This window comes from Methyloprofundus sp. (assembly GCF_965251085.1).
Taxonomy (GTDB): domain Bacteria; phylum Pseudomonadota; class Gammaproteobacteria; order Methylococcales; family Methylomonadaceae; genus Methyloprofundus.
Genome location: NZ_OZ252594.1, coordinates 2,907,741 through 2,934,521, shown reverse-complemented (window position 1 = coordinate 2,934,521; position 26,781 = coordinate 2,907,741). Strand labels below are relative to the sequence as shown.

General features: G+C 42.1%; 24 protein-coding genes and 1 pseudogene. 12 read left to right on the top strand and 13 right to left on the bottom strand.

Annotated features, from left to right (window positions below; genetic code table 11):
• Nucleotides 1-52: 52 nt before the first annotated feature.
• Together istB and istA are read right to left on the bottom strand one after the other, a co-directional pair.
• A complete protein-coding gene (gene istB, locus ACQY3F_RS13640) occupies nucleotides 53-808 on the bottom strand; it encodes an IS21-like element helper ATPase IstB (RefSeq protein ID WP_428354848.1) in 756 nt (251 codons plus the stop codon).
• A gap of 93 nt (nucleotides 809-901) precedes the next feature.
• Nucleotides 902-2,452 (bottom strand): IS21 family transposase, encoded by a 1,551-nt coding sequence (istA, locus tag ACQY3F_RS13635; RefSeq protein WP_428357691.1) that lies wholly within the window; start codon nucleotides 2,450-2,452, stop codon nucleotides 902-904.
• 114 nt (nucleotides 2,453-2,566) lie between these two features.
• Here istA and ACQY3F_RS13630 point away from each other — a divergent pair, with 114 nt between their 5' ends.
• Together ACQY3F_RS13630 and ACQY3F_RS13625 are read left to right on the top strand one after the other, a co-directional pair.
• The gene (locus ACQY3F_RS13630) at nucleotides 2,567-3,082 is read left to right on the top strand and encodes a hypothetical protein (RefSeq protein WP_428355430.1); all 516 of its coding nucleotides are present in this window, start codon (nucleotides 2,567-2,569) and stop codon (nucleotides 3,080-3,082) included.
• A gap of 59 nt (nucleotides 3,083-3,141) precedes the next feature.
• On the top strand, nucleotides 3,142-4,875 hold the full coding sequence (locus ACQY3F_RS13625; protein ID WP_428355429.1) for a putative transposase: 1,734 nt from the start codon (nucleotides 3,142-3,144) through the stop codon (nucleotides 4,873-4,875).
• 125 nt (nucleotides 4,876-5,000) lie between these two features.
• On the opposite strand, the gene ACQY3F_RS13620 is transcribed toward ACQY3F_RS13625, so the two are convergent.
• The 4 genes from ACQY3F_RS13620 to ACQY3F_RS13605 all read right to left on the bottom strand — a co-directional run bounded on the left by ACQY3F_RS13620 (nucleotide 5,001) and on the right by ACQY3F_RS13605 (nucleotide 10,206).
• Nucleotides 5,001-5,642, bottom strand: a complete 642-nt coding sequence (locus ACQY3F_RS13620; protein WP_428355428.1) for a hypothetical protein — start codon at nucleotides 5,640-5,642, stop codon at nucleotides 5,001-5,003.
• A 498-nt stretch (nucleotides 5,643-6,140) separates the two neighbouring features.
• A complete protein-coding gene (glcF, locus tag ACQY3F_RS13615; RefSeq protein ID WP_428355427.1) occupies nucleotides 6,141-7,373 on the bottom strand; it encodes a glycolate oxidase subunit GlcF in 1,233 nt (410 codons plus the stop codon).
• A gap of 275 nt (nucleotides 7,374-7,648) precedes the next feature.
• Nucleotides 7,649-8,722 carry a glycolate oxidase subunit GlcE gene (glcE, locus tag ACQY3F_RS13610; RefSeq protein WP_428355425.1) on the bottom strand — a complete coding sequence of 358 codons (1,074 nt, stop codon included), beginning with the start codon at nucleotides 8,720-8,722 and terminating at the stop codon, nucleotides 7,649-7,651.
• Entirely contained in the window at nucleotides 8,722-10,206 is a 1,485-nt protein-coding gene (locus tag ACQY3F_RS13605) for an FAD-linked oxidase C-terminal domain-containing protein (RefSeq protein ID WP_428355424.1), read from the bottom strand. Before ACQY3F_RS13605 ends, glcE begins: the two co-directional genes overlap by 1 nt.
• Nucleotides 10,207-10,602: 396 nt before the next feature.
• On the opposite strand from ACQY3F_RS13605, the gene ACQY3F_RS13600 reads away from it, so the two are divergent.
• Together ACQY3F_RS13600 and ACQY3F_RS13595 are read left to right on the top strand one after the other, a co-directional pair.
• Nucleotides 10,603-10,806, top strand: coding sequence for a cold-shock protein (locus tag ACQY3F_RS13600; RefSeq protein ID WP_428355422.1), 204 nt, complete (start codon nucleotides 10,603-10,605; stop codon nucleotides 10,804-10,806).
• 103 nt (nucleotides 10,807-10,909) lie between these two features.
• On the top strand, nucleotides 10,910-11,170 hold the full coding sequence (locus ACQY3F_RS13595; protein WP_428355421.1) for an RNA recognition motif domain-containing protein: 261 nt from the start codon (nucleotides 10,910-10,912) through the stop codon (nucleotides 11,168-11,170).
• 174 nt (nucleotides 11,171-11,344) lie between these two features.
• Here ACQY3F_RS13595 and ACQY3F_RS13590 read toward each other — a convergent pair whose 3' ends face one another.
• Nucleotides 11,345-12,109, bottom strand: a complete 765-nt coding sequence (locus ACQY3F_RS13590) for an inositol monophosphatase family protein (RefSeq protein ID WP_428355420.1) — start codon at nucleotides 12,107-12,109, stop codon at nucleotides 11,345-11,347.
• A 692-nt stretch (nucleotides 12,110-12,801) separates the two neighbouring features.
• Here ACQY3F_RS13590 and gap point away from each other — a divergent pair.
• The 3 genes from gap to ACQY3F_RS13575 all read left to right on the top strand — a co-directional run bounded on the left by gap (nucleotide 12,802) and on the right by ACQY3F_RS13575 (nucleotide 15,998).
• The gene (gene gap / locus ACQY3F_RS13585; protein WP_428355419.1) at nucleotides 12,802-13,815 is read left to right on the top strand and encodes a type I glyceraldehyde-3-phosphate dehydrogenase; all 1,014 of its coding nucleotides are present in this window, start codon (nucleotides 12,802-12,804) and stop codon (nucleotides 13,813-13,815) included.
• Between the two features lie 148 nt (nucleotides 13,816-13,963).
• Nucleotides 13,964-15,418: a pyruvate kinase gene (gene pyk, locus ACQY3F_RS13580; protein ID WP_428355418.1), complete on the top strand. Its 1,455-nt coding sequence runs from the start codon at nucleotides 13,964-13,966 to the stop codon at nucleotides 15,416-15,418.
• Nucleotides 15,419-15,605: 187 nt separating this feature from the next.
• Entirely contained in the window at nucleotides 15,606-15,998 is a 393-nt protein-coding gene (locus ACQY3F_RS13575; RefSeq protein WP_428355417.1) for a hypothetical protein, read from the top strand.
• Between the two features lie 168 nt (nucleotides 15,999-16,166).
• Here the strand turns inward: ACQY3F_RS13575 and ACQY3F_RS13570 are convergent, their stop codons facing one another.
• Complete coding sequence (locus tag ACQY3F_RS13570) at nucleotides 16,167-17,213, bottom strand: HD domain-containing phosphohydrolase (protein WP_428355415.1); 1,047 nt, start codon at nucleotides 17,211-17,213, stop codon at nucleotides 16,167-16,169.
• A 615-nt stretch (nucleotides 17,214-17,828) separates the two neighbouring features.
• Between ACQY3F_RS13570 and ACQY3F_RS13565 the strand changes: the two genes are divergently transcribed.
• Together ACQY3F_RS13565 and ACQY3F_RS13560 are read left to right on the top strand one after the other, a co-directional pair.
• Nucleotides 17,829-18,341 (top strand): retropepsin-like aspartic protease family protein, encoded by a 513-nt coding sequence (locus ACQY3F_RS13565; protein ID WP_428355413.1) that lies wholly within the window; start codon nucleotides 17,829-17,831, stop codon nucleotides 18,339-18,341.
• Between the two features lie 65 nt (nucleotides 18,342-18,406).
• On the top strand, nucleotides 18,407-19,408 hold the full coding sequence (locus ACQY3F_RS13560) for a type II secretion system F family protein (protein ID WP_428355412.1): 1,002 nt from the start codon (nucleotides 18,407-18,409) through the stop codon (nucleotides 19,406-19,408).
• Between the two features lie 401 nt (nucleotides 19,409-19,809).
• Here ACQY3F_RS13560 and htpX read toward each other — a convergent pair whose 3' ends face one another.
• A complete protein-coding gene (gene htpX, locus ACQY3F_RS13555) occupies nucleotides 19,810-20,685 on the bottom strand; it encodes a protease HtpX (protein WP_428355411.1) in 876 nt (291 codons plus the stop codon).
• Nucleotides 20,686-20,771: 86 nt separating this feature from the next.
• Between htpX and ACQY3F_RS13550 the strand changes: the two genes are divergently transcribed.
• On the top strand, nucleotides 20,772-21,368 hold the full coding sequence (locus ACQY3F_RS13550; RefSeq protein WP_428355410.1) for an NUDIX domain-containing protein: 597 nt from the start codon (nucleotides 20,772-20,774) through the stop codon (nucleotides 21,366-21,368).
• A gap of 109 nt (nucleotides 21,369-21,477) precedes the next feature.
• Nucleotides 21,478-22,839 (top strand): MFS transporter, encoded by a 1,362-nt coding sequence (locus ACQY3F_RS13545; RefSeq protein ID WP_428357690.1) that lies wholly within the window; start codon nucleotides 21,478-21,480, stop codon nucleotides 22,837-22,839.
• A 178-nt stretch (nucleotides 22,840-23,017) separates the two neighbouring features.
• On the opposite strand, the gene ACQY3F_RS13540 is transcribed toward ACQY3F_RS13545, so the two are convergent.
• From ACQY3F_RS13540 to ACQY3F_RS13530, 3 genes are all read right to left on the bottom strand, one after another.
• Entirely contained in the window at nucleotides 23,018-23,305 is a 288-nt protein-coding gene (locus tag ACQY3F_RS13540) for a hypothetical protein (protein WP_428355409.1), read from the bottom strand.
• Between the two features lie 374 nt (nucleotides 23,306-23,679).
• Nucleotides 23,680-23,880 (bottom strand): hypothetical protein, encoded by a 201-nt coding sequence (locus ACQY3F_RS13535; protein ID WP_428355408.1) that lies wholly within the window; start codon nucleotides 23,878-23,880, stop codon nucleotides 23,680-23,682.
• The gene (locus ACQY3F_RS13530; RefSeq protein ID WP_428355406.1) at nucleotides 23,877-24,311 is read right to left on the bottom strand and encodes a PIN domain protein; all 435 of its coding nucleotides are present in this window, start codon (nucleotides 24,309-24,311) and stop codon (nucleotides 23,877-23,879) included. The genes ACQY3F_RS13535 and ACQY3F_RS13530 overlap by 4 nt, the downstream gene beginning before the upstream one ends.
• A 382-nt stretch (nucleotides 24,312-24,693) precedes the next feature.
• Between ACQY3F_RS13530 and ACQY3F_RS13525 the strand changes: the two are divergent.
• Nucleotides 24,694-25,635, top strand: a pseudogene (locus ACQY3F_RS13525) (IS91 family transposase); the annotation flags it as partial.
• A gap of 195 nt (nucleotides 25,636-25,830) precedes the next feature.
• Here ACQY3F_RS13525 and ACQY3F_RS13520 read toward each other — a convergent pair.
• A complete protein-coding gene (locus ACQY3F_RS13520) occupies nucleotides 25,831-26,643 on the bottom strand; it encodes an IS3 family transposase (RefSeq protein ID WP_428357688.1) in 813 nt (270 codons plus the stop codon).
• Nucleotides 26,644-26,781 lie beyond the last annotated feature (138 nt).

The window sequence follows — 26,781 nt, the reverse complement described above, 5'->3', positions numbered from 1 at the left end:
TTCTTATGATCGTGAACACCTCCTTTATTCACGCATTGGCTCAGGTGTATTTTTACTCTAAGTGTTCACCATCAGTCAAATTTGATTGTATTTTTCGCATGGATTCACCCTTTAATTTTATACGATGAGCATTGTGCATAAGTCGGTCTAAAATTGCATCTGCCAGTGTATTATCACCGATAGATTGATACCATTGATCCGTCGGTAATTGACTCATAATGATAGTTGATGTTTCTTCATGTCGATCGTCCATAATTTCCATCAGGTCATTGCGCTGTGCAGCGGTTAAAGGTTCTAGTCCCCAGTCATCAATAATCAAACAGTCTATCTTGGCCAGGTTTTGCAGCGCTTTGCTGTAGCTACCATCGGCTTTGGCTTGTGTCAGAGCCAGCATCAGCCTTGAAATACGGTAATATTTAACACTATAGCCTTGCAGGCAGGCTGTTTCACCTAGTGCACAGGCAAGATAGGTTTTGCCACTGCCGCATGGCCCTGTGATAAGCAGGTTCTGGGCTTTATTAATCCAGTGACACTGTAACAGTGAGGCCATAACTGATTGCTTTAGCCCTCGAGGGTGCTGATAGTCGATATCTCGCGCATGCGCTGAGAGTTTCAATTTGGCGGCCTTGAGTAGACGTTGTTGTTTGCGGTTTTCACGATCATTCGCTTCACTGTCCGTTAATAATTGCAGTCGCTCTTCAAAGGATAATCCTTCGTAGGTCGCGGGCTGTTCTATTTGACTCAATAAAGAATTTGCCATACCAGATAGCCTGAGTTCTCTCAATTGTGTGAGTGTTTGCTGGATCATTGTTTTGTCTCTATAAGGGCTGCCTGCAACTTTTGTCTCTGATTGATCAGTCTCAGGCAGCTTATGATTTAAGGAATTAAGTAATGCGTTTGTCTAGTGAAAGCTTTCCGGACCACGTATGTTTTCATGGTTTTGCGGCATAATAGCTGTTGTGGCTTTCCGCTCTTCTGCGAGTAATTTATCTTGATTGCTACGCAGTATCTCTTTGATCTGTTTCAGCCGGTATAGCTTGTTTTGGTTGGCGATCGCACAGGCATTATTCAGCCGTTCAGCTGGATAACTTCGTGAGAGGCTCAATAAGCCTAAACAAACGCGATAGGCTTGCTCTTCATGCTGTTTTTGTTTGAGCAGAGTTTGGACCCAGAGCAGTACCTCATCACCGATGTCTTTCGCCCAGTTCATTAACCGGCCTGAACTCCATTGATGATGCTTCTCATGTCTGATGGGCATGTGATCTGGCACGGTGGTGGTGCCCGGGTGATATTTCCTGGCGTGGCTGGCCATGCGTTTGTTATGAAAGTACAGCTCAATCAGGTTTTCTTTGGCGTGAAGTTCGATTTTTTCACCCACTAGCTGATGCGGTACCGAATACACATGGTTGTCATATTGGATATGGTAGTCAATATTCACTTTGACGATTTTTATCTCGGTGTATTGATAGGCATGCAGGGGGAGCGGTGCCAGCGCTGGATTGTCAATGGATTCAAACCATTCTTTGCGCGTGCCTTTTAACTGTTTAAAGGGCTTGTTATTCACGTCTTCCAGCAGCGCTTTGATGCAATGATTTAGTTCGCTCAGGGAAAAGAAGGTGTGATGCCGTAAGCGTGCCAATATCCAGCGCTCGATAATTTGTACCCCGACTTCGGCTTTCGCTTTATCTTTGGGCTTCAAGGGTCGCGCTGGGACCAGTGCAACACCATAGTGTGCTGCCAGTTGCTGATAGGAAGGATTAATATCCGGATCATAACGACAGGCTTTGCTGACGCCGCTTTTGAGATTATCCGGCACCACCATTGCCGGTACGCCCTGAATGAATTCGAAAGCGCGGATATGGCTGTTAATCCAGTCGCTAAGTTTTTGACTCCAGGTGGCCTCGCAAAAGGTGTAATTCGAGGCACCTAATACGGCAACAAAGATTTGTGCAGTACGTACTTCACCGGTGGCGTGGCTCATAATAGGCACAGTCCGGCCGGCATAGTCGACGAACAGTTTTTCACCGGCTTTATGGGTTTGTCGCATCGAGCGCCTTTGCTTTTTTAGCCACTGACGATAGAGCCGACAATATTGGGAGTAACTAAAGCTGTATGCAGGATATTGCTCGACATGCTCTTCCCAAAGCAGTTGCAGCGTCATGCCTTTAGGTTTCAACTCTCGATACACCTCGGACCAGTCGGGTAATTGTTTCTGCGTGGCTACCTGCGGCACATCAGGTTTTGGGTAAATCCTTTCGGTTAACTGTGTGTCACTTAAGGATTGAATGATCGCCCAGTCCAGTCCTTGTTGTTCAGCGTTAGACACAATCTTTTGAATCACACCGAGGCTGACCTGGGTGCTATTTCTGATCTGACGCATACTCAGGTCAGCATGAAATCGAAGCCGTAATACTTCGCGTAATTTTCGCATTGATATTCTCTTTGTTGGCATCACCATCTCTTATTTTTAATAAATAAGAACGGTAACAGTTTTCAAAAAATCAATGCGTAAATAAGGGAATTATTGATCGTGAACACTCATTCGCATGCAACACCAAAAGTGTTCATGTTCCGGTGCGAATGGGTGTTCACGCTCGATAAGAATCAGCGTTCACGATGCATAAGAATAGGTGTTCATGATGGGTGCGAATATGCAACTATTATAAATGGTCAGGTCAGTGTTGATAACCGAAATGATGAGTGGTTTTATTTCCTCGGCGGTATCCCGATCTATTCTCACCAGGCTGACAATAAGAGATTATTTAGACTTCACACCTCTCAACTCATCAATACCGGTTCCTGTCGTTCAATCGATATTATTACAACCTTTGGTGTCTCTAAAAGTAGTGTTATGCGCTCATTAAGGCAACTACGAGAAAAAGGGGCTGATTCGTTTTTTGAACCTCGCCCGACTCGCAAGGGAGGACCACTCTTTACGCTTGAGGTTTTGCAGCAAGCTCAGGAATATCTGGATCAAGGTATGACGCCTAACGAAGCCGCTAAAGAATTAGGCATCCGGGCAGATACCTTTCGCAAGGCGATCAGTGATGGACGTTTAAAAAAAAGTCTGCCGCATCAATAGACCCCAATGATGGCAGTACCAAATCAGCCCGTGATATTATAGATGCCAATGCAGCCGATGTGCTTGGTACGGCCTGCACTCGAGTAGAAGAGCGAATCCAGGCGGCTTTGGGTGAGCAGGAAAAGGGAGCCTCAATCGAATTCGAATCCTGTTTAGATGTTCCTAAAGGCGGTGTGTTATGTGCATTGCCCGCGTTACTTGGCAATGGCTTATTAAATGACATTGAGCGCCACCTGGGCAAACTGACAGGTTACTATCAAACCTTTCATATTCTATTGCTACTCGCCTTTATGGGGCTATGTCGCATCAAAAATGCCGAACAACTTCGCGAGCATGCACCGGGTGAATTCGGAAAACTACTTGGCCTGGATCGGGCTCCCGAAGTGCGTTATTTAAGAACCAAAGTAAAAGGACTGTCTGATCCAGAATCAGTTGAAAGCTGGGCGGCCGGCCTCAGTCGACAATGGATGGAAAATGAACCAGAGGCAGCAGGAACACTCTACATAGATGGTCATGTCCGTGTCTATCATGGACACTTGACTAAACTTCCCAAACGGCATGTTTCACGCGAAAAACTCTGCTTACGGGGTATCACCGACTACTGGGTTAATGATGGTACGGGGCGTCCCTTCTTTGTCGTTGAAAAAACGGTGGATCCGGGCTTACTAAAAACGCTGGAAGAAGATATCGTCCCCCGATTACTCAAAGACATTCCGAATCAACCGAGTGCACAAGCATTACAGCAAAACAAACAAGCCTGTCGTTTTATCCTGGTGTTTGATAGAGAAGGCTATAGCCCCGCATTCTTTAGAAAGATGTGGAACAAGCATCGTGTCGCTTGCATGACCTATCATAAATTTCCCACCGAAAATTGGTCACTGGACAATTTTTCCGGCCAGGAGATCACCCTACCGAGTGGTGAAAAAGTCATCATGAAACTCGCCGAACGAGGCAGTCTGGTTGGAACCAAAAAACAGGCGATGTGGATGAGAGAAGTGCGCAAGTTGACTGATTCTGGTCACCAAACCAGTATTATTACCACAGCCTATGAACTAGAATTGACGGCTGTTTCTGGGCGAATGTTTAGCCGGTGGTGCCAAGAGAACTTTTTTAGATATATGAAGCACCACTATGGGCTAGATATGCTACAGGAGTATGGAATAGAGCCACTATCCGATACCCAAAAGGTGGTCAACCCTGATAGGCGCCAACAGGAAGGACAGCGTAATTCGATACAATCCAAACTCAATTACCGTCTATCTCGATTTGCAGCGATGGAACTTCATCCGGTGATTAAAAAAGATGAAACGGAAGATGTGAAATACAAGAAATGGGAAAGAAAACGAGCAGAATTACTCGAAGAAATAGAGCATTATGAAAATGAACTAAAAACCATCAAGGAACAACTAAGCCAAACGCCCAAACACATTACCTGGCAAGAGTTGAGAGACGAAGATAAGTTCGAACAGCTTCTGCCAGGGAAAAAGCGGCTGATAGATACTGTCAACATGATCGCTTATCGGGCAGAAACAGCAATGGCCGCTCTGCTAACCTCACCGACAATCGACTTTCCGATGGCAAGGCAACTATTACAAACGCTGTTTGTGACAGAAGCAGATATATTACCCGATAAAGTAAAAAAACAACTTCGGATACGTGTGCATAGTACTTCCCGACCTGCAAGTAATAAAGCAATAGAAAAGTTATTTGAACAACTCAATCAAACGGAACTCAATTATCCAGGAACCGATCTGCGCTTAATTTATGAGCTGACTTCATCCGCAAAAAATTAGGAAATGGTCTCAAATTAGTTTCGTCTGAATCAAGATGTCTGAAATTCGCGCTCACCTGATTTTTCTAGGTTTAACAGTTGGCTCTTCTGAGGAATGCATTCCCCAGCTCAGATTCATGATTTATCTTATTGTTTGGATTTATCCACAATTGCAATATCGGATTGATCAGTTAGCAAGCTTTGCTTGTTAATAAGCGATTGTTTATTGCGCGTTAAACGCTCTTGCCTTGCGCGTATTATGTAGCCGCTTAAACCACTGCCCGATGCGACCAGAAACATCACGCCGACTGTGACTAGCTGGCTGAAAATCAAAAGCCCACCTGCACCGACGGCCGTTGCAAAAGCAGCTCCTACCTTGAAATTTGCTTTAGCATGGGCTTTGCGGGTTTCTTTTTCAATTTTCTGATAGCTTGCTGCAATAATATTGCTTTTCTCCCGTTCGGTATCTAACAGTATCCTTTCGCGCTCACGCGCATGCATATCTTGCATTGCAGATTTTTCTTTGATTGCACTGACTTTTTCTTCACCTGCTTGTTTTAAAAAATCCTCCCTATCCTGCGCGTGTTTCTCGCGCAAAGCGGTTTGTTGATGGTGATAAATATTTCGTGCAATGGATGAAAACCAGAAGGCAGATAAAAGGGTGTTTAACAAAGCCACCATGGCAAGTACGATCACTAGTTGAAAATCACTAGAGCTACTAAGTGCCATGATCACCAAGCCGCAAGTGACCAACTGGATTAATAAAATGCCGGGTAAAAATTTGAACATAATATTTGCTTACTCACTTTTGGGATAAATACGGCATGATGTGTATTCTTTAATCTAGGGTTGATAACTTTTTTACCATGAAGGACACGATGAAAGTGAAGGTAAGCGACAAAACTATCTATTTTCCATTCGCAAGATTAAAACCTTCGCCTTTCAAGCGAATAGATTTATTTCCAATTTTATACTTAGGCATCAACAATAATTATACCCGAAACTTTGCGTAGCCCGTATGGAGCATGCGGAATACGGGAAAGTAGATGCGCTGCTATTCCTGTATTACGCAAGCTTCATACAGACTAGGCTACATTCTGATAATTTTAAACAGAATAGGGTGAGCGTAAATAACAGAGCTATTCGCCCTGTATCTCGACTTTCAGTCGCTAAGCTTCCCCCCCCCGTTTTTCAGCAGGTGGTTTAGTGCGTTGAAATTAGTATAATCGAAGCCGAAATATCTTCAAGCACTTCATGGTAAAAATCAATGGAATTGATTTTTCTAGGTTAAATAAAGCTTTCGTCCAACAGCTCGACCCAGTGTTTGACTGGGACACTAGCCTGGCTTTGTAGGTGCAATTGACAGCCGATATTAGCGCTGACTATGAGTTCGGGCTGATGCTTTTGCAATGCTGTGAGTTTGTTGTGCAGTAGTTGTTGCGATAGCTTTGCTTGTAATATGGAATAAGTACCTGCGGAGCCGCAGCATAAATATGCGTCATCTACATGACTCAGTTTAAAACCACAGCGTGTCAGAATAGTCTCGACCACTCCGTCAAGTTTTTGTCCGTGCTGCAAAGTGCAGGGGCTTTGGAATGCGATATTCTGGGTCGATGGCTTAATGCGCTCCAGAGGCAGTTTTTCTGCTGCCAGAATTTCACTGATATCCTTAGTTAAGGTACTAACCTTACTGGCCTTGTCAGCATATTGCGGGTCATGTTGCAAAACATAGCCATATTCTTTAACCATAGCACCGCAACCGCTGGCGGTGATAATAATGGCGCTCACACCTTGTTCGATATCAGGCCACCAGGCATCAATATTACGCCGCATAAAATCCATAGCTTCCTGTTCGGCGGATAAGTGCTGGCTGACTGCGCCGCAGCAACCTGCTTGTTTAGGAGAAATAAGTTGTATGCCGAGTTTTTGCAGAATATTCGCAGTGGCGCTATTAGTATTTGGTGTCGCTATAGATTGTACGCAGCCTTGTAAAATCAACATTTTTCGTGTTTGAGCTGGATCTTTATGTATGTGCTCAGCCTGCATTCTAGGTTTTTGTCTGTCGGGTATTTGCTGATTAAAGCGTTTGGGTAAGTAAGGTTTAAGCAGCTGGCCTGTTTTTAGAATAGTTGCCAGGCGGCGTGGGTAGGGTAGTAATTTTCTTAATGCAAAGCGCTTAATTTGATCAGTGAACGGCCGGGTGGTTTTGGCGTTTATTAATTGTCGCCCTATATCTACTAAGCGGCCATATTGTACGCCTGAAGGACAAGTGGTTTCGCAAGAGCGACACGTTAGGCAACGATCTAAATGTGTCTGCGTACTGTGGCTGGCAGTCTGGCCTTCGAGGATTTGTTTAATTAAATAGATGCGTCCTCTTGGGCTATCTCGTTCATCGCCTAGTAATTGATAAGTCGGGCAGGTTGCGTTACAGAATCCACAATGCACACATGAACGTATTATATTATCTGCTTCCTTGCCTTGTGCTGATTTTAAATAGTATTCTGTTGTTTGGGTTTGCATAACGGTTAGTTTATTAAATATCCACGTTCTAAGCACGTGGTTTTATGACACCCTATAAGGGTGTTTTTAGCATCGTTGGTGTTCAAAAAAACGGGTGGAGTGCAATAGCTTCAGCTATTGCAGTTGCGGAAAAAGCTGAAGCTTTTTTACTCCCCCTCTTTAAGCCCTTTTAAAAGGTAACCCTAATTTATGCAACACGCTCTCATAGTGTCAGGAAGAGCCTACGAACTTACCCACGCTCACAGGGCGTGGTTATTATTTTTAATATAAATGCTCTAAAAGTCAGGGTACATTCGGCCAATATTGAAAATTCCCTGTGGATCAAAAGCCTGTTTTAAACGCTGGTGTAGTTTTAATAATGGAGGAGCTAAGGGCTGAAAGACTGCGTCGTGTGGAGATGAGCTACGAAACAAAGTGCTGTGGCCATTTATTAAATGACTGTCCGCGCGAATTGTTTGTTGCGCTACATCACTTTTTAACCAGCGTAGCGCGCCTCCCCATTCATATAGCGTGTCTTCATTTGTAAACAGCGGGGGTGTGTTTGATGCTAAGGAGAGACGCCATAAACTTTGTTCGTTCTGGAAGAAGACGTGACTTTGATTGCTTATGGATTGCCAGAATTCATCTGCTTGATTTAACGGCTCACCGCCTATTTTTTTTACTGCGGCATAAATGGCTTTTTCTGTGCCGGATAAGCGAAGATACAATTTATTTTTATAAAAGCAGCTGGCACTGATGCCTAAAGGTAGCCTGGACCATTCGTGCAGTTTGCTTAAAGCGGTCTCTATTGAGGTCTCTTGCATCAGGGTAATCTCGGCTTCTGGTATGGGCACTACTTTTATTGAGGCATCCATTATGACACCTAAGGTTCCTAGTGCCCCAACCATTAAGCGGGAAACATCATAACCAGCAACATTTTTCATTACTTGCCCACCGAAGGATGCAATTTCCGCTTTGCCATTCAGTAGGGTCGTGCCTAAAACATAGTCTCGAGCTGCGCCACTATATGCGCGGCGAGGTCCAGAAAAATTCCCGGCCAGGGTTCCTCCCAGCGTAGATTTTTCATTGTAGACAGGCGGTTCAAATGCCAGCATTTGTCCTTCTTCTGTCAGAGTTTTATGGATTTCTGTCAAAGTTGTGCCAGCTCTGGCTTGAATGAATAATTCAGCAGGCTCATAACTAATAATCCCCTGATGCGCTGCAGTGTTTAAAACTTTGTCTGCAGCGACTTTACGCCCATAAAATTGCTTAGAACCACCGCCTTGAATGGCTAAGCAACTTCCTGTTGCTTTGGCTTGCAAGACTTCATCTTGCAGCTGCTGGTGTAAATCATTTTGCGTGCCGGGCATTAAAAACGCTCCAGTTCAGGGTGTGAAAGTTTGCCATTATGTACATGCATAGCACCAAATTCTGCACAGCGATGCAAGCTGGGTACAGCTTTCCCCGGATTTAATAAGGCTTTTGGGTCAAATGCGGCTTTTACTGCGTGAAACTGTGCCAGTTCAACAGGCTCAAATTGCACACACATTTGATCGAGCTTTTCTATGCCAACCCCGTGTTCGCCAGTTATTGTGCCGCCTACTTTAATGCAAAGCTGCAGAATTTTAGCGCCTAGTTCTTCAGCGCGAGCTAGTTCGCCTGGGACATTTGCATCGTATAGGATTAATGGGTGCAGGTTTCCGTCGCCAGCATGAAAGACATTGGCAATAGCAAGCTCATATTGTTGCGCTATTTCTGCCATGGTTTGTAATACATAAGCTAGGCTCTTCCGTGGGATAGTGCCGTCCATGCAATAATAATCGGGAGAAATACGGCCCACAGCAGGGAACGCAGCTTTACGACCTTTCCAGAAGGTCATTCTTTGTTGTGCATCTTTTGCCTTGCGTACTTCAGTAGCACCACTTTGTTTCAGTAGTTCACAGACTGCTTCGGTATGTGCGCTAACTTCTAATTCACTGCCGTCTATTTCGCATAATAAAATAGCCGCAGCATCGGTAGGATAGCCTGCGTGTACAAAAGCTTCTGCGGCTTGAATAGCGAGTTGATCCATCATTTCCAGGCCGGCCGGAATAATGCCTGCTGATATGATATTTGCCACGGCAGCGCCTGCTTTGCTTATATCATCAAATGGGGCTAATAAAGTTTGGGTGCATTCAGGCTTGGGTAAAAGTTTTACGCTGACTTCGACTATTACACCCAACATACCCTCGGAGCCTGTCATTAACGCCAGTAAATCATAACCAGAGCTATCTAGGCCTGCGCCACCTATTGTAATAAGTTCACCTGCAATAGTGACTATTTTTATTTGCTGAATATTGTGTACAGTTAAGCCATATTTTAAACAATGCACGCCCCCTGAGTTTTCTGCGACATTGCCACCGATAGTGCAGGCAATTTGTGAAGAAGGGTCAGGCGCATAAAATAAACCTAGATGCTCAACTGCTTGTGAAATAGCAAGGTTACGCACCCCCGGTTGAACACAGGCCGTGCGTAAATCTGCATCTATAGATATGATCTTTGTCAGTTTGGCGAGAGAAAGCAATAGTCCCTGTTGATTAGGTAAAGCGCCTCCAGACAGCCCTGTTCCAGCGCCTCTGGCTACGACGGGCAGGTTGATGTCATTGCAAAAGCTCAATATCTTTTGTATTTGTTTGGTAGTTTCGGGTAGGACTACGATTAAAGGCAATTGCCGGTAAGCAGAAAGAGCATCGCATTCATAAGGTCGAAGGTCCTCTTCCCTGTATAAAATCAACTCTGTGGGAAGAATATCGAGTAATTGTTGGTGTAATTGCAATCGATTGATGCTTTTAGTTGAATTCTGCTTCATTTGCATGCAATATATTCGGGTTAGGGCGCTTTTTTAGTTACTCGAATGGCGGCTGAGTAACGAAATAATTTTATTTTACAGGTATTGCATATAACACTTTATTTTCTTTCGCTGGTTTGACCTGTCTCGTTACATGACTTGTTATCACTAGCTTTCAGAGTGGTGCTGATGTTCTTTTATCTATGCAATATCCGCATCAGCCTTATTTTTTCCTGTAGATATCTCCCTGAATTATAAATTATTTCTGGTAAATTTCCTGAAATTCTCATATAGTATGCCCAGCTACAGATTTTGTAATTGGCAGTAATGGTTGTTCCCTCAGTGTTACCCCCTTATCGATTCCCCGTTTCACTAGCTGTACGCATACTCTATTTGTTTAATTTATTTCAGGTGTAAAGATACATGGCTACAGGTACTGTAAAGTGGTTCAACGAAGCTAAAGGTTTTGGTTTTATTTCTCAGGATGATGGCGGCGCAGATGTATTCGTACATTTTAGTGCAATTCAAGGTGGAGGTTTTAAAACTTTGAATGAAGGTCAGGCAGTTTCTTATGATGTAGAAGATGGTCCAAAAGGCCCTCAAGCTACGAGTGTTACAGCTGCTTAAGGTTTAACCGCCTTAAGCATGTAGAACCCCGCTCCGGCGGGGTTCTTTTTTTGTGGATTAAATTTTAATTCGCCTCAATTAATACTCTCGAAAGGAAACAGAATTGAAAAAACTATTTGTTGGAAATTTGTCTGCTAGCACAAGTGAGCCAGAGCTTGAGGCTTTGTTTTCCGAATTTGGAACTGTGCGTTCACTTAAACTTGTTACGGATGTTTTTTCCGGGCAATGTAAAGGTTTTGGCTTTATCGAAATGGAAGGTCATGAGGCTCGTGCAGCAATAACTGGCTTAGACGGTAAAGATTTTAACGGTAAATCAATAAAAGTGGGTTTCGAAACTGCAAAAGCAGGACGTCGAGGCCGCTAGTTTTACTTATTTGCTCCAGCCCCAGACTTCTCAATCCTCTATTTATTCTTTAAGAGTTAAGAGTCCCCAGCTAACGAAGGTTAATTGTATTCATTGAATATAACCTGACATCAGGGGATTGTATGGGGCATAATCAATTACCCCTCCTCATCGCTATTTTATCAATTGTGGACTTTACATTAATTGTAACAGTTCATTCAAAATCCCGCCGTTACTAGCTAGGATTTGCTTGGGAAATACACCGTTGTTTCCTTTGAAATCAGTTACTGTACCACCTGCTTCCAGTACGATAAGAGCACCTGCTGCGGCATCGTATAAGTTTAGCTCCTGCTCCCAAAATGCATCGACTTGACCGTCAGCAACCAAACATAAATCCATAGCAGCTGAGCCAAAACGTCGTTGCCCTGTGGTTTTTTGTGCAATTCTGCCAAAGCGTTCTAAATTATTATCTTCCAGATAGGCACGTAGACACGCGAACCCCGTAGCAACCATCGAATTTCCAAGGTCTGTTTCATCAGATACACTGATTTTCTGACCGTTTTTAGATGCACCCTGATCTTTTTTGGCGCAATAATAGTCATTTAATGCAGGTGCGTACACCGCGCCAAAAATTAACTCATTATCAATTTCCAGCGCGACACTGATAGACCAGAAGTATTGGCCCTTGGCAAATGAGTGCGTGCCATCGATAGGGTCAACAATCCAGCGTTGCGCCTGATTTTCACTTTTCCCGCTTTCTTCTCCCCAGAAGCCATATTCAGGAAATTGCCGGGTAAGTTCCTGTTGCAGGAATTTTTCTACCGCTACATCAGCGGCGGTAACAAAGTCACGAGGGCTTTTTTGTGAAACTTGTAGATTTTGTAAGTCATTAAAATGACTTAAGGCTATATCTCCAGCCTCGCGAATGATAGTTTCTAGTGTGTTTAGTGATACGGGCATGAGTGAGTGCTCTTCTCGGAAGTAGTAAGGGGTTTAGTGCATAATTTAGTCATATTATACGTGTAGGATAGCAGTGAAGCTCGGCAATCGTGTTGTTTTTTTGGGGTTGCTCTTCCGCAAATATATTTTGTAGGGCATTTAGTATGGTAGATTGCCTCCAAAATACATTATAATTACTAGGCTTGTTGGGCGATATTCATCAGTTGAGTGATGCAAATTATAGTGTATACGCACCTAAAACGTTACAGGGTATTGATGATAATTTACTTATTCATAGGAATGCCTGGGAAGATTAGGTGAGTTATGATGCAGCGATGCGGCACAATTGGCTGATATGTTCATAGAAAATTTTAAAAAATACCAGGATACTGGCAATGAGTTTGATTTTTCTAGGATTATTGATTTAAGGGGTTTCTAATGATCCCGGGTTTCAGCTAGTCAAAATTTTCTACATGTTAATGGCATGCAGGCGTGATCCGCATAAAGTTTATGGAATGCAGGGGATTTGGTGTTACGAAATCCCGTATTCCGCTCGCTGCATACGGGCTACACAATAAATTTTTGGTGAGTCAATTCGATCAGTATGATTTCGATGGCGAATTACTTGAATATTTGCTATAATTTTAAGGCTTTCCGCACTTGCTTTGAGTTGTGGATAAACATTTTATATTTACCTCTAGGAGAAAAAATCGATGGCGATTAAAGTTGCAATTAATGGTTATGGCCGTATTGGTCGTAATATTGTACGTGCTGTATATGAAGCAAAGCGTACAGGTGAGGTTGAAATTGTTGCAATCAATGATTTAGGCGATGCTGAAACCAATGCGCATTTAACGCAATATGACACAGTGCATGGCAAATTTCCGTTTGAGGTTACTGTAGAAGGCGACTATATCGTTATTAATGGCGATAAAATCAGAGTTCTAGCGGAAAGAGATCCTGCTAAACTTCCTTGGGCTGAATTGGGTGTTGATGTTGTACATGAGTGTACTGGTTTTTTTGCGACTAAAGAAAAAGCGTCGGCGCATTTGGCAGCAGGTGCAAAAAAAGTCATTATTTCTGCACCAGGTGGAAAAGATGTTGATGCAACGATTGTTTATGGTGTGAATCATAATGTATTAAAAGCATCTGATACTGTTATTTCTAATGCTTCTTGTACAACTAACTGTCTAGCGCCGTTAGTTAAACCGCTGATTGATGGTATCGGTATCGAAAGTGGCTTAATGACGACTATTCACTCATACACGAATGACCAGGTATTAACGGATGTATATCATCCTGATTTACGCCGTGCGCGTTCAGCAACTCAGTCAATGATTCCCACAAAAACAGGTGCAGCTGCAGCGGTTGGTTTAGTGTTACCTGAAATGGCGGGTAAACTGGATGGTTTCGCAATGCGCGTACCCACCATTAATGTATCAGTGGTTGATTTAACGTTTGTTGCTTCAAGAGCGACTACTAAGGAAGAAATTGATCAGTTATTGGTTGCGGCATCGGAAGGCTCGTTAAAAGGGGTGTTAAACATTAACACTAAGCCGTTAGTCTCAATGGATTTCAATCATGATCCTGCCTCATCAACTTATGAGGCAAGCTTAACTAAAGTAACTGGTGGAACATTAGTGAAGGTGCTTGCCTGGTACGATAACGAATGGGGCTTTTCGAACCGCATGATTGATACCACGATTGCTTTGATGAATGCAAAATAAGCTATAGCAAGCCAAGCGTAGGGCGGACTTTACTCCGCCTTTCTTGTTACTTATTAATCCAGCATAATGGCTGGTAAATTATTCAACTGTTTCTGCCGTTGAATCCTTGTATTGTTTAGATAACTTAAATATAGCCACTCCCTCTTATATGTCTGAAATTAGAAGAACGAAAATATTAGCAACCCTTGGACCCGCAACTGATAAAGAAGGAGTTTTAGAGCAATTATTCTATGCTGGCGTTGATGCTGTACGTTTGAATTTTTCTCATGGTGTTGCACAAGATCATATTGATCGCGCGAATCAAGTGCGTGCTTTATCCAAAAAAACAGGTCGTAGAGTAGGAATCCTGGCCGATTTACAAGGCCCCAAAATTCGTATTGCACGTTTTGCCGAAGATAAGGTCTGGTTAGATGATGGGCAAGATTTTGCGCTTGATATGAAGCTGGGTGAGAATGCCGGTGATAATACAGAAGTGGGTATTACTTATGAAGCACTTGCGAATGAGGTGAAAGAAGGTAGTCGTTTATTGCTTGATGATGGTCGTATTGTTTTAGATGTTGTTAACGTAGTTGATAGGCGCATTAACTGTACTGTGATTGTCGGTGGTAACTTATCAAATAATAAAGGCATTAATCTATTAGGTGGTGGCTTATCAGCTGCAGCACTAACGGTTAAAGATAAACAAGACATTATTACCATTGGGGAAATTCAAGCCGATTTCGTAGCTATTTCTTTTCCACGTTGTGCGGAAGACTTAAATGAAGCACGTCGATTATTGGCGGATGTTAATTGTTATGCAAACATCGTTGCTAAAGTTGAGCGTGCGGAAGCGATGGTGCCAGAAACCATGGATGAAATTATTCGTGCTTCTGATGTCATCATGGTTGCGCGTGGAGATTTAGGTGTAGAAATTGGTGATGCTAACTTACCTTCTGCACAAAAGACTCTGATTAGCCGCTCCAGAGAGCTAGATCGGGCGGTGATTACTGCAACGCAAATGATGGAATCAATGATTGAAAATCCAATTCCAACGCGTGCTGAAGTATTTGATGTCGCTAATGCGGTGCTTGATGGTACCGATGCTATTATGCTCTCAGCAGAAACTGCGGCGGGTAAGTATCCTGTAAAGGCCGTTGAGGCAATGGTTCGTGTCTGTGTGGAGACCGATAAACAGCGTGCAGCGAGAAGGTCTAAGCATCGCGTTGACGCGCGCTTTAAACGCACTGATGAAGCGATTGCCATGGCTGCAATGTATATGGCGAATCACTCGGATGTACAAGGCTTAGTCGCGCTGACAGAATCAGGTGCAACGCCTTTATGGATGTCACGCATCAGATCCGGTTTGCCTATCTTTGCATTTAGTGGTTCTGAAGCGACCTTGGGGAAAGTGACCCTGTATCGGGGTGTCATACCGGTTTTCTATGAGTTAAAAACTCAGGATCATGCGCAAATCAATAGAGGCGTTATCGAACTGCTAAAAAGATTTAATTATGCGGAAAAAGGCGACACCTTTATTATTACTAAAGGCGATCTGACTGGGCAGGAAGGTGGTACCAATGCTCTGAAAGTAGTCACTGTTGGGGAAGGTTTAATTCCTGAGTAGGGAGGCTGCTTGAGTGAGCTGAGCTTATATAAAAGTGATTTCAAATCTATCTCCACACAAGTTACCATATATAGTGTAAGGCTTTAATACTTGGAGCTATTTTCCCCTTGTTATGTTAAAATTAAAAACTTGCGTATGTTCTTGTTATGCATCAACACTATAATTATTTAATAAGGTGAAATCTAAAATGAATTTATTGAAAAAATTAGTACTGGCTTTTTTTGTTAGCTTTGCAATGCTTGCTGTGGCTCCTTCTGCAATGGCTGGTAAACAAGAGAACCAGACACAGGCACAAGTTGCGCAGTCACTGACAGATACTGTTACCGCAGCTGAGGAAACTTTAGCTGCCATGAAAAGTGGTGCTGATAAAGAGACTGTAATGGCATTACTTAAGAAGACTAAGCAGACTGCTAAAACAATTGAAAGTTCAGTAGTATTGGCTAATCGCGATAGAGCCCTGGGTAAAGTTAAAAAAGCGCGTTCTGCTTACAAAAAAGACCAACATGCAAAAGCTGAAGAGTTAATGACGCAAGCCGTTGATAAATTCAAAAAGGTTAAAGAGCAATATCACAATTTCTAAGTCATTAATTGCTTGTAGTCATCTGATCTAAGAGACCACAACATTAAAAGGCTCGTTGCTGGCAAAGCAACGAGCCTTTTTTATGTCTGGGCTCTTAATTTCGAAAGGTTTATCCGGGATATCTCAAGCGGTTAAAGAAAAGCGGGAAATCTAAATTGCTTACTCCATTTACCCCAGGTGTTCAACGGTAATCTCGGCATATTGATCTTTAATTTCGATAATTTGCGGCATGATGCTTAAAAATTTATCCATCAGTTCAGGGTCGAAATGAGAGCCTGCTTCTTGCTTCAACAAATCGATTGCATCCGCAACCAGCCATGCGTGTTTATAGGGTCGGACAGTGGTGAGTGCATCAAAAGTATCCGCTATGGCAACGATACGCGCGTGTAGCGGAATCTCTTCTCCTTTTAAACCATTAGGATACCCGGAGCCATCCCATTTTTCATGGTGAGTAAGGGCTATATCTCGTGCTAGATTGAGCAATACAGAGTTATCACTGCCCAATATATCGGCACCCATTTGTGGGTGTGTTTTCATGATTTTCCATTCATGTTCATCCAGTTTCCCTGGCTTTAAAAGGATTTTATCTGGAATACCAATTTTGCCTATATCATGCATCGGTGCGGCGTTAAGTAATAGATCCGCTTCTTCTTCAGACATACCATTAGCAAGTCCGAGTAATTTTGAGTAATGACTCATTCGGATGACGTGCATACCCGTCTCATTATCTTTATACTCAGCGGCACGCCCCAGGCGTTGAATAATTTGTAAACGAGTCTGGTCTAATTCTTTGGTTCTTTCCTTTACTACTTCATCTAAAAGGCGTTTTTCATCGTAAAGTGACAGCTGAGTACGTACGCGGCGCAGAACCAGGGGAGGGCTAACCGGTTTGGTAATATAATCTACCGCACCAATATCAAAGCCTAGACTTTCATCAGCAGTTTCGTCCTTAGCGGTAACAAAAATAACGGGTATCTTTGCAGTAGCATAATTTGTTTTGAGACGTTTACATACTTCATAGCCATCCATTTCCGGCATCATAATATCCAGCAGAATAAGATCCGGCGCTGATTCAGACTGGGCGATCCTAAGTGCCTTTTCGCCATTAGAGGCAACCTTGATTTTATAATCCTGCTTGAGAATTCCGCGCAACACATCGATGTTCTCTGGAGTATCATCTACGATTAAAAGGGTTGCTACTCTGTTTTCGTCCATTCTATGTCACCATCAGTAGGGTAAGGTATTGAAAGTCAGGTTTTTCAGTAATTTATTCAATCAACGCTGCTATGCAGTCTTGATTATAACTAATTATAAGTGACCCTCCAATACGATTTATGTCATTATATACTTCGCGCGGTCACGGGTGCGGTTGTATAGTGAGCTGACAAGAATTTATAAAAAACGGGTTAATTTGATGCTAAGCACTTAGAAGTATGGAGGCGTCATTATTTCAACATTTTTGTGTTAAGGTTTTGCGGATGGGTAGAGCGTCTTTTTGCGACTCGTAAGAGCTCGAAGAGAAACCCATCGTTTTACGTGGGATTGATGGGTTTCGCTACGCGCTCTTGCGAGTCACTGCGCACCTAAAAAACCGATGCTACGTTCTACCCATCCTGTTAAATTAATTTTACGCAGGTACTTACAATCCATTAAATCCTTTCTTATCACCCTAGAAATCGCAGTTGATCGCTATACAAACACACTAAGCCACTGAATATTAAATGTAATGATCATAATTACTTGTCACCTGTTGGGTGAGTATAGCCTGCTTTACGGTTTTGTGAATAAATCTGAGCATGAAATCCGTGCTCAACTGAGGTTTCTAGGATAATGAAACATCCTATATTTTTAGTAGTGCTAGCTTTTACTATGCTGTATTTGTTAGCGGATAATTTGTTGAGTAGGCAGTCACCAAGTTATGCAATTGAACACCCCAATGATTTTGTGCAGAAGATTCTATATAAAAACCCAATTGAAATTACCCAAAAAGGTATTATTATTTCTGCTGATAGAAGAGGGCATTATTCAGGGGCGGGATTAATAAATAATCAGCCTATGGAGTTTATGATTGATACCGGGGCAACACGAGTAGCTGTTCCTGCAAAATTAGCGCAGTTGGCAGGGCTTAAAATTGGCATGCCGGTCATTAGCCAAACAGCTGCTGGTAGTGTGCGCTCTTATCAGACAATCATCCCTTCATTACGAATTGGAGCGATCACTATATACAATGCGCACGCTGTTATTCTGGAGAAACTAGATCAGGTTTTAATTGGTATGAGCGTGCTGAAGCAATTTAAAGTGACACAATTTGATGGAAAAATGACGATTGAAGTAAACGATTAATATCATTGCATTAATTGTGTAAACACAGAAGCAGGAAACATATGTCCAGAACCAAGCATAAACACATGCCCGATATTTCTGAGCTCGCGAACTTATATCTCCAGTTGGGTAGAATGGAAGAGGCGGGTGTTTCTCATGCACAGGCATTTAACATTTTGATAGAAACGGGTAGCCCACTGAGTGCGAGTCTATCTAAGACAATAAATTTCATGCAACAGGGTCGGCCCATAGCGGAGTCAGGTTACCGTGCAGGATTGTTTAAGCAATTTGACAGAGAGCTTATTAGGGCAGGAGAGTTCAGCGGTAGGCTGGGTAATATTTATCAGCAAATGGCCAGGTATTATGGAGATAAGGCCAGGCATGTTAGAAAAATTAAATCTCAGCTGTTTTTCCCCTTAAGTATTTTATTATTAGCATTGCTAATACAGCCGATTCCCGCACTATTTGTCGGTAGTATTACTGTTATGGAATACATTCTTAGCAGTTTTGGCGCGTTCGCTTATATATTGTTGTTAATGTATGTTTGTTGGCGATTACCTTATTGGTTAACAGACGGAGCTTTACGTTTTCTCGGCTTACGTCAGTCCATATTTCAATTGCAATTAACCTTGCCATTGATAGCACCATGGATAATTCGCAGACAAGTCAAAGAGTTCTTGCTAATTCTGGGGCTAATGCTGGAAGCCGGAGTGCCTATACTGGAGGCAATGCCAAAAGCGGCGGATACGGTAAAAAATGCAATTTTGACAGAGCGTATTAGAGAGGCAAGTAATGCGCTGCAAAAAGGTCAAAATTTAACCGAGGCTTTGATGCAAATCAATGAATTCAAATCGAGCACCCTACAAATAATCGCTATTGGTGAGCAAAGTGGTAAATTAGCTAGCAGCCTGTTACATTTTTCCAAACTAGAAGCGGAAATTATTAGTTTACAGGAAGAAATGCTTGCGCAATGGGTTCCACATTTAATTTATACAGTAATTACAGTCTGGATGGCGTATTCAATCATTAGTTCTTATCAGGCTTATTTTTTAGGATTGGATCAAACTATATCTAGTCTTGGTGCATAAGACTTTACCCTAGAAAAAACAGTTGAGCGCGAATTTACAGTGCAAGATCAGATAACCTGATCTCTCTGAAAACAATAGGATACTTATTACGGTTCGTAGGATGCTGCTGAGGAACGAAGCGCATCTATCGCGAATGATGTGCTTCGTTCCTCAGCAGCATCCTACCTATTTTAATCTCACCTTATTATCACTTGTGCTGGAGAATAATACATCATAATTGTTGCTACCTTATGAGCGCTGGTACTGAGGCGCTCAGATAAACTTCAGCTAATTTACTCAAGTTAGATTAATAAATTTTACGCGTGCATATACTTCGCGCGGTCACGGATCGGGACTTTTAGCCCTGCCATTTCCATGCGGGACTAAAGGTCCCGCGTCCAAGTTGAGCTTATTGCTGAAAGTTAACGCTGATTCTGCAATGCAGCAATACGTTCTTCCAAGGGAGGGTGACTCATAAATAATTTTTTAACACCGCCACCATTAATAGCAAATGCCGCAAACTGTCCAGGTAATTCCTGGGGTTCATGAGCACGCTGCAAGGCACGCAGTGCGCCTATCATTTTATCTCTACCGGCAAGTTTTGCACCACCTGCATCCGCTTTGAATTCACGATGACGCGAGAACCACATAACCACAATAGATGCCAAAAATGACAAGGCTATCTGGGCGATTATTTGCACGACATAGTAGCCCATGCCACGACCTTGTTCGGTTTTGAAAATAACCCGGTCGACCACATGGCCGATAATGCTGGCGAAAAAATACACAAAGGTATTCAATACGCCTTGCATCAATGCCATGGTAACCATATCGCCATTCGCTACATGCGAGATTTCGTGGCCCACTACAGCTTCCACTTCATCAGGCGACATGGATTGTAATAAACCGGTGCTCACTGCAACCAGAGAGCTATTTTTAGTCATACCGGTTGCGAAGGCATTGGCATCAGATGTCTGGAACATGCCAACTTCTGGCATTGCTATACCTGCTCTTTGAGACTGACGTTTTACAACAGAAATTAGCCAGCGCTCGGTTTCATTCTGTGGTTGCTCAATAACATGTACCCCCATGCCGCGTTTTGCAGACCATTTTGATATGGCTAAAGAAATAAATGAGCCAGACATGCCTATAATTCCGGACATGATTAATAAGGCCTTTAAATTTAGGTCAACACCATTAGCGTCCAGTGTGCCACTTAATCCTAAAATACTAAATACAATACTGATGACTACCATAATGGCAATGTTAGTCGCTAAAAAAAGAAAAATCCGCATCATGGTTGCTATACTCCCAAAGAAATAAAATATATATACACTATAGTGGTGATATTTATATGAAAATGCAAACATAAAAAGAGTGAACTATGAAAAAAGAATTTAAAGTTTTGCAGCAAGAAACCATGTATCAGGGATTTTTTAGTTTAAACCGTTACCAGGTGCAGCATACTTTGTTTGCAGGGGGGCAGAGCGAGATATTATCGCGGGAACTGTTTCAACGAGGGTCTTGTGTTGCGGTGTTATTGTATGACCCCGATGCTGATAAACTGGTTATTATTGAGCAATTTCGTATGGGCCCCGTTGGCCAGCCCGATAAGCATGATCAGGCGTGGTTGCTGGAAATTGTTGCTGGTGCGATAGAAGAGGGTGAAACTGCCGAAGAAGTAGCCTACCGGGAATCGCAAGAAGAAGCGGGTTGTGTGGTTAAAGAAATGCATTTGATAAATGAATTTTATACCTCACCTGGAGGTACATCAGAGCGTATTGCTTTATTTTATGGGCGCATTGATGCAACTGAGGTAGGGGGTATTCATGGTCTGGATCATGAAAATGAAGATATTCTGGTATCTACCGTTAGTTTTGATGAAGCTTATAAAATGATCGAAGACGGACGAATCGAATCAGCCATACCGATTATTGCTATCCAGTGGCTGGCATTGAATAAACATAAACTACATGATTAAAACTGTTAAAATAATAAGTTACCCTACAAGCAGCGAATGAAGTCGCTGCGATAATATTTACCCTAAGGAGTTTACGGTTTTGACACACGTTCAGGATATAACGAGCCCTATGTCGTCAATGGAACGACGCGCTACTTGGTCATTGTCCAGCATCTATGTATTACGCATGCTGGGTTTATTTATGATTTTACCGGTTTTATCTTTATTTGCTGAGTCATTAGAAGGTGCAACGCCTTTATTAATCGGCCTGGCAATTAGTGTGTATGGTTTAACGCAGGCCTTATTGCAAATCCCCTTTGGTTTGTTGTCGGATCATTTCGGGCGCAAAAAAATCATTATTATCGGCTTGTTATTGTTCATCGCCGGGAGTGTTGTCGCCGCTTTATCAACAACCATTTATGGCGTGTTAATAGGCCGTGCATTACAAGGGAGTGGTGCAATTGCCGCTGCGATTATGGCGATGGTCGCTGATTTAACCCAGGAAGTGCACCGCACTAAAGCCATGGCAATGATAGGCGCGAGCATTGGCATTTCATTTGGTGTGGCAATGACTTTAGGGCCTATTATCGCTGGATTTTCAGGTATTCAGGGCATATTCTGGTTAACGGCAGTCTTATCATTTTTGGCTATTTTTGTAGTCTTATTTGTGGTGCCTAATCCAGAGCACACAAAAGTACATCGTGATGCAGAATTAGTCCCCTCACAATTTACCACAGTGCTGAAGAATAAAGACTTATTGCGCTTAGATTATGGTATTTTTATTCTGCATTTAGTATTAACTGCCAGTTTTATTATCGTGCCATTATTATTGCGTGATGCTGGTTTAATTGCCAAAGATCACTGGATGGTGTATTTACCTGTTTTGATCACCTCTATGGCGATGATTATCCCGTTTGTGATTATTGCCGAGAAAAAACGCAAAATGAAAGCCGTCTTTATTGCTGCTGTAGCGACTGTATTGTTTGCCTTTATCGGTTTGTATTTTTTTAATTCCAGCCTGTATGCTTTAATCGCGGGTTTATGGGTGTTTTTTTGTGGCTTTAATCTATTAGAAGCAACACTCCCTTCTTTGATTTCAAAAACCGCTCCCGGTGATTTAAAAGGTACCGCCATGGGTGCTTATTCTAGCTCTCAATTTATGGGCGCTTTTATAGGGGGAACATCGGGTGGCTGGATTTATGGGGAATGGGGAGCACAATATGTATTTTTATTCTGTGCCTGTGCCGCTGCTAGCTGGTTAATTGTGGCATTATTTATGAATCCACCGCAGTATCTGGCAAATTTATTAATTTCTACGGAAGATATAACGGATGATAATCTGGATGCCTTTATAGCCGCGATTGTAGCCCTCAAGGGTGTTGCTCATGCAACACTGCAAGCAAGTGAGCAAGTTGTATATTTTAAAGTAGATAACGCGCAATTAGATAAAGAAAAATTTCAATCTTTAATTACTGAGTGGAGTGAAGCTTAACAAAGCAGCATCTAAACGCAGCTCAGATCAAACTGGGAATATTTAAATTTGATCACAAGCAAAACATACGGTGCAAGCCCGTCACGGTTCTAAGCAGACGGTAATAAATTTTACTTTCAATCGAGTTTCTTTTTGACCCTGGCCCCTTTGCAAGGTTAGGGATGGTCTGAGCCTAAATCTAAATAGTGATTGGCGATAGCCTAATCAGTCTTCGTATAATATAAGAGGAAGGATTAATAAAGCTCTCTAGCATTTCGCACAAGTCATCCAATTCAAAAGCTAATTGTCTATTGTTACAATGATTGCATTCTAACGATAAATAACCTACTAACTCTTTAATATCTCCCTGTTCAATATCTATGGTTTTTCTGCGCTTATTTTTGAGTTGAACCTTCACGCTTTCAGGAGCCGTGTACCAATATTTATAAATAAGTTCTTTCTCATGGTTATTAATCTGTATTCTCATTAACTTCCTGCAATTGTTTCCATAAACTAAGGATAACCATACCAGAGGCATCATCTGAATGCACGACACCACAATCAGTGGTCAATTTTTTTACCAGATCACAAAGGAAAGTGGGGTCGAAAAAGTGCGAAAAGTGGGGGGGTCGGGTCTTTGATTGTATGATTCTTAACAATTATTGCATGACCTGAACATCCCATAGAAATATAGGGGTCTTTGATTTATGATTCTTAGCAAAACGACTGACTGAGTCATCGTAATCAATCATAGGCCGGCCCACGATGATTTTTTTAAATAACTTAATATTATCAATCGAGTCTGACCCTTTTGGTTCATGCTTTTGGTTCTTTCGGATTTAGTTCTCTGCTTTTTTCCAATTAAGATGTTTTATTTCGTAAAGACATTGCTTCTCGACTTAATTTTTCAAGGCTCATATCATCATCCATATTTTGATGCCATTTTGTGTAATCAAACGGATCTCTTTGAATAAGTGCAATAAAACGTTCCATTTCCACATCACCAAGGTGTGTTGCAAGGATTTGAACTCCTTTAGATTTTATTTCTGTATCAGTAATCATATTGAAACTTCCTTTATGAAACCAATCGGATCAACGATTTGGATATTTTGTATGTGTATTGCTTTCTTGATTACTCCATCATCAGTTGTTAAAAAGTAATCAGCATTTGCTTTGATAGCACAAGCTAAATGTAATGAGTCCATTTTTTTAACGCCATGTTTCATAATCATAGTTGCAATATTTAGAACATCTCGGCTCTCTGCAATATCTTCATTAGAATATGTTCTCCATTTAAGAATCTGTTCACGTCTTTCTCGAAATGGGTTGGTACTATTTTCATAATCTAAAATATACGACCAAATCAGTTCAAATGTACCAGAACGAATATTTTCTTGTATTCTTAGTTTAGCCTCAGACTCTAATAAAATTCTCAGCTGTGATTGATCATCAAATGGTCTATTGAAACAGCAATTGTCTAAATAAATTTTCATACTCAATCTTACCATTCTAAATGATAAATAAGTAAGAGATGTATTGGTAAGTCTCAGATGTAATATAAATAGTCTGCCATAGGGATAGGTTTAGCATATATAAATGTGTTGCGTCTGAGCCGCTCCAGTTCACTTTGTTCCGTTACGCGGCACAGGCGCAACGGCTCGCGGATAAAAATCCGCGAGCCGTTATAGAAAGACCTGCCCCCTTTTTTGCAAACGTGTTATTGAAAGACCCCTTTTTCATATTTCAATCGAGTCTGATCCTTTTGGTTGTAACCACGGCTCGCTATACGCATTTGACCGATATTACCGATGAGAATGCAGAGCTGCACATTAATCAGTTAGTCAATGACTTTTCTATTCACTGGGGGCAGATTTCATGATAACCCTAGCTGCAGTGATTGATCAATTTCAGTCTGACTTTTTAAGCGAGTATCAATCTCGTTTACGCTCCAATCAGATCAGTGCATTACATGCCATGAAGAGCTGTCGAACACAGCTGAGTCCTGTGATGCAGGTTAACTGTGCAGACTGTGACTATCAAACCTTTGTGCCTCATTCCTGTGGCCAGCGTAACTGCCCGCATTGTCAACATCATGAGAGTCAACAATGGATTGAACGACAGGTACAAAAACAAGTCCCTGCCGATTATTTTATGAATACCTTTACCTTGCCTGCTCAGTTAAGATCGCTGGCAAAGCAGCACCCACGTTTACTTTACAGCATGATGTTTGACTGCGCCTGGGCGACTTTACAGAGTTTCAGTAAAAATGATAAACAGTTGCGAGGTGATGCCGGGGCTATTGCAGTTTTACACACGCATTCACGCGAATTAAATTATCATCCGCATATTCATGTCATTATGCCTGCGGCAATCGTGGATAAAATCAAGAAGCTCTGGCGCACTAAGGAAGGCAAATACCTATTTCATCATAAAGCACTAGCAAAAGTATTTCGTGCAAAGATGCTAGCGCGTATGAACGAAGAAAAGTTGCCATTTCCCACAGCTATTCCGGAAAAATGGGTGGTCGATTGTAAGTTTGTCGGTGCAGGCGATAAAGCATTGATATATCTGGGTCGATACCTGTATCGTGGTGTGATTCGTGAACAGGATATCTTATCCTGCCAAAATGGCAAAGTAACCTACCGTTATCAAGACAGCAAAACCAAACGCTATCAAACCAAAACGGTATCGGGGGCTAAATTTCTGTGGCTGGTGCTGCAACATGTTTTGCCTAAAGGCTTTCGTCGTGCGCGCAATTATGGCTTTTTACATCCGAATAGCAAGGGTGTTATTAAGTTGATTCACTCCCTGCTAAAGTTCGCTATATGTCAACCAACCTGTCGCATTTTTGTGATATAAAACTTGCTACGCAAGTTCATGGGGGCTTTGCCCCCAAACCCCCAAGGTATTTAAGCAAGGGTAATGATATAATATTCTTACAGTACAGGCTGAGGAGCCGATGACTGTCAAGGGTAATGGGCGGCTTATGTCGCCGATTGCTTTACTGTTAACTTAAGCGATATTTTTCAACTGTAATTCGTTTTCTGCCGAGCTGATTTCATCCTTATCAGGATTCAGAAAAACAGTTTTTATAGGGTCTAAATTCCTTGTGTTACGCCCATTCCAGCGCTCAGGATGACATTCCTTCGCTTGCTCGATAACACTCTTTCTCTTCTCTAGAATTGCACTATCTAAGCTCTTATGGCGTTGATTAGGTGTTACATATTTAATCGTACTGTGTTGATGCTCATTGTTATACCAATCTACAAACTGTTCCACCCAGTGCCTTGCTTCGTGTAGGTTGACAAAGGGGGCTTCTGGAAAGGTGTAATGGTATTTGACCGTTTTAAATAGAGACTCCGAATAGGGGTTATCATTACTAACACGTGGCCTGCTGTACGATGGACTGATTTCCAGATCTATCATTTTTGCTCTTAACGTTGCACCTTTCATCGGGCTTCCATTGTCGGAATGAATTACCAACTGGTTTTTATCTATTTTTTCTCGGTAGACAATATCTTCTATTAAATCAGCAGCATGAGAACTTGATTCACAATCATGAGCCTGCCAGCCAACTATTTTTCGGCTATAAATATCCATCACCATATACAAATAATAGTACTGTCCCTTTACCGGGCTTAATAAATAGGTAATATCCCATGAATAGATTTCATTGGCTGCAGTCGCTTTTAGTGACCGGGGTTTCTTGCGCTGAGCTGCTGTCCCTTTACCTCTGTGTTTAAGTAGATTATGCGCCTTCATTACTCGGTAAAATGTTGATTCTGATGCAATATAGTGACCTGAATCTAATAAAGTAGGTACTATTTGATAAGGGGTTAACGTGCTATATTACAACTTAGATAACCGCGCCCTGTGGGCGGGGGTAAAAAAAGCTTTGCGTAAAGGCCTGCTCAAGAGTATCAAATAGTTAAGTTGTTCCCGCAATTTAACTAGGAGAAACAA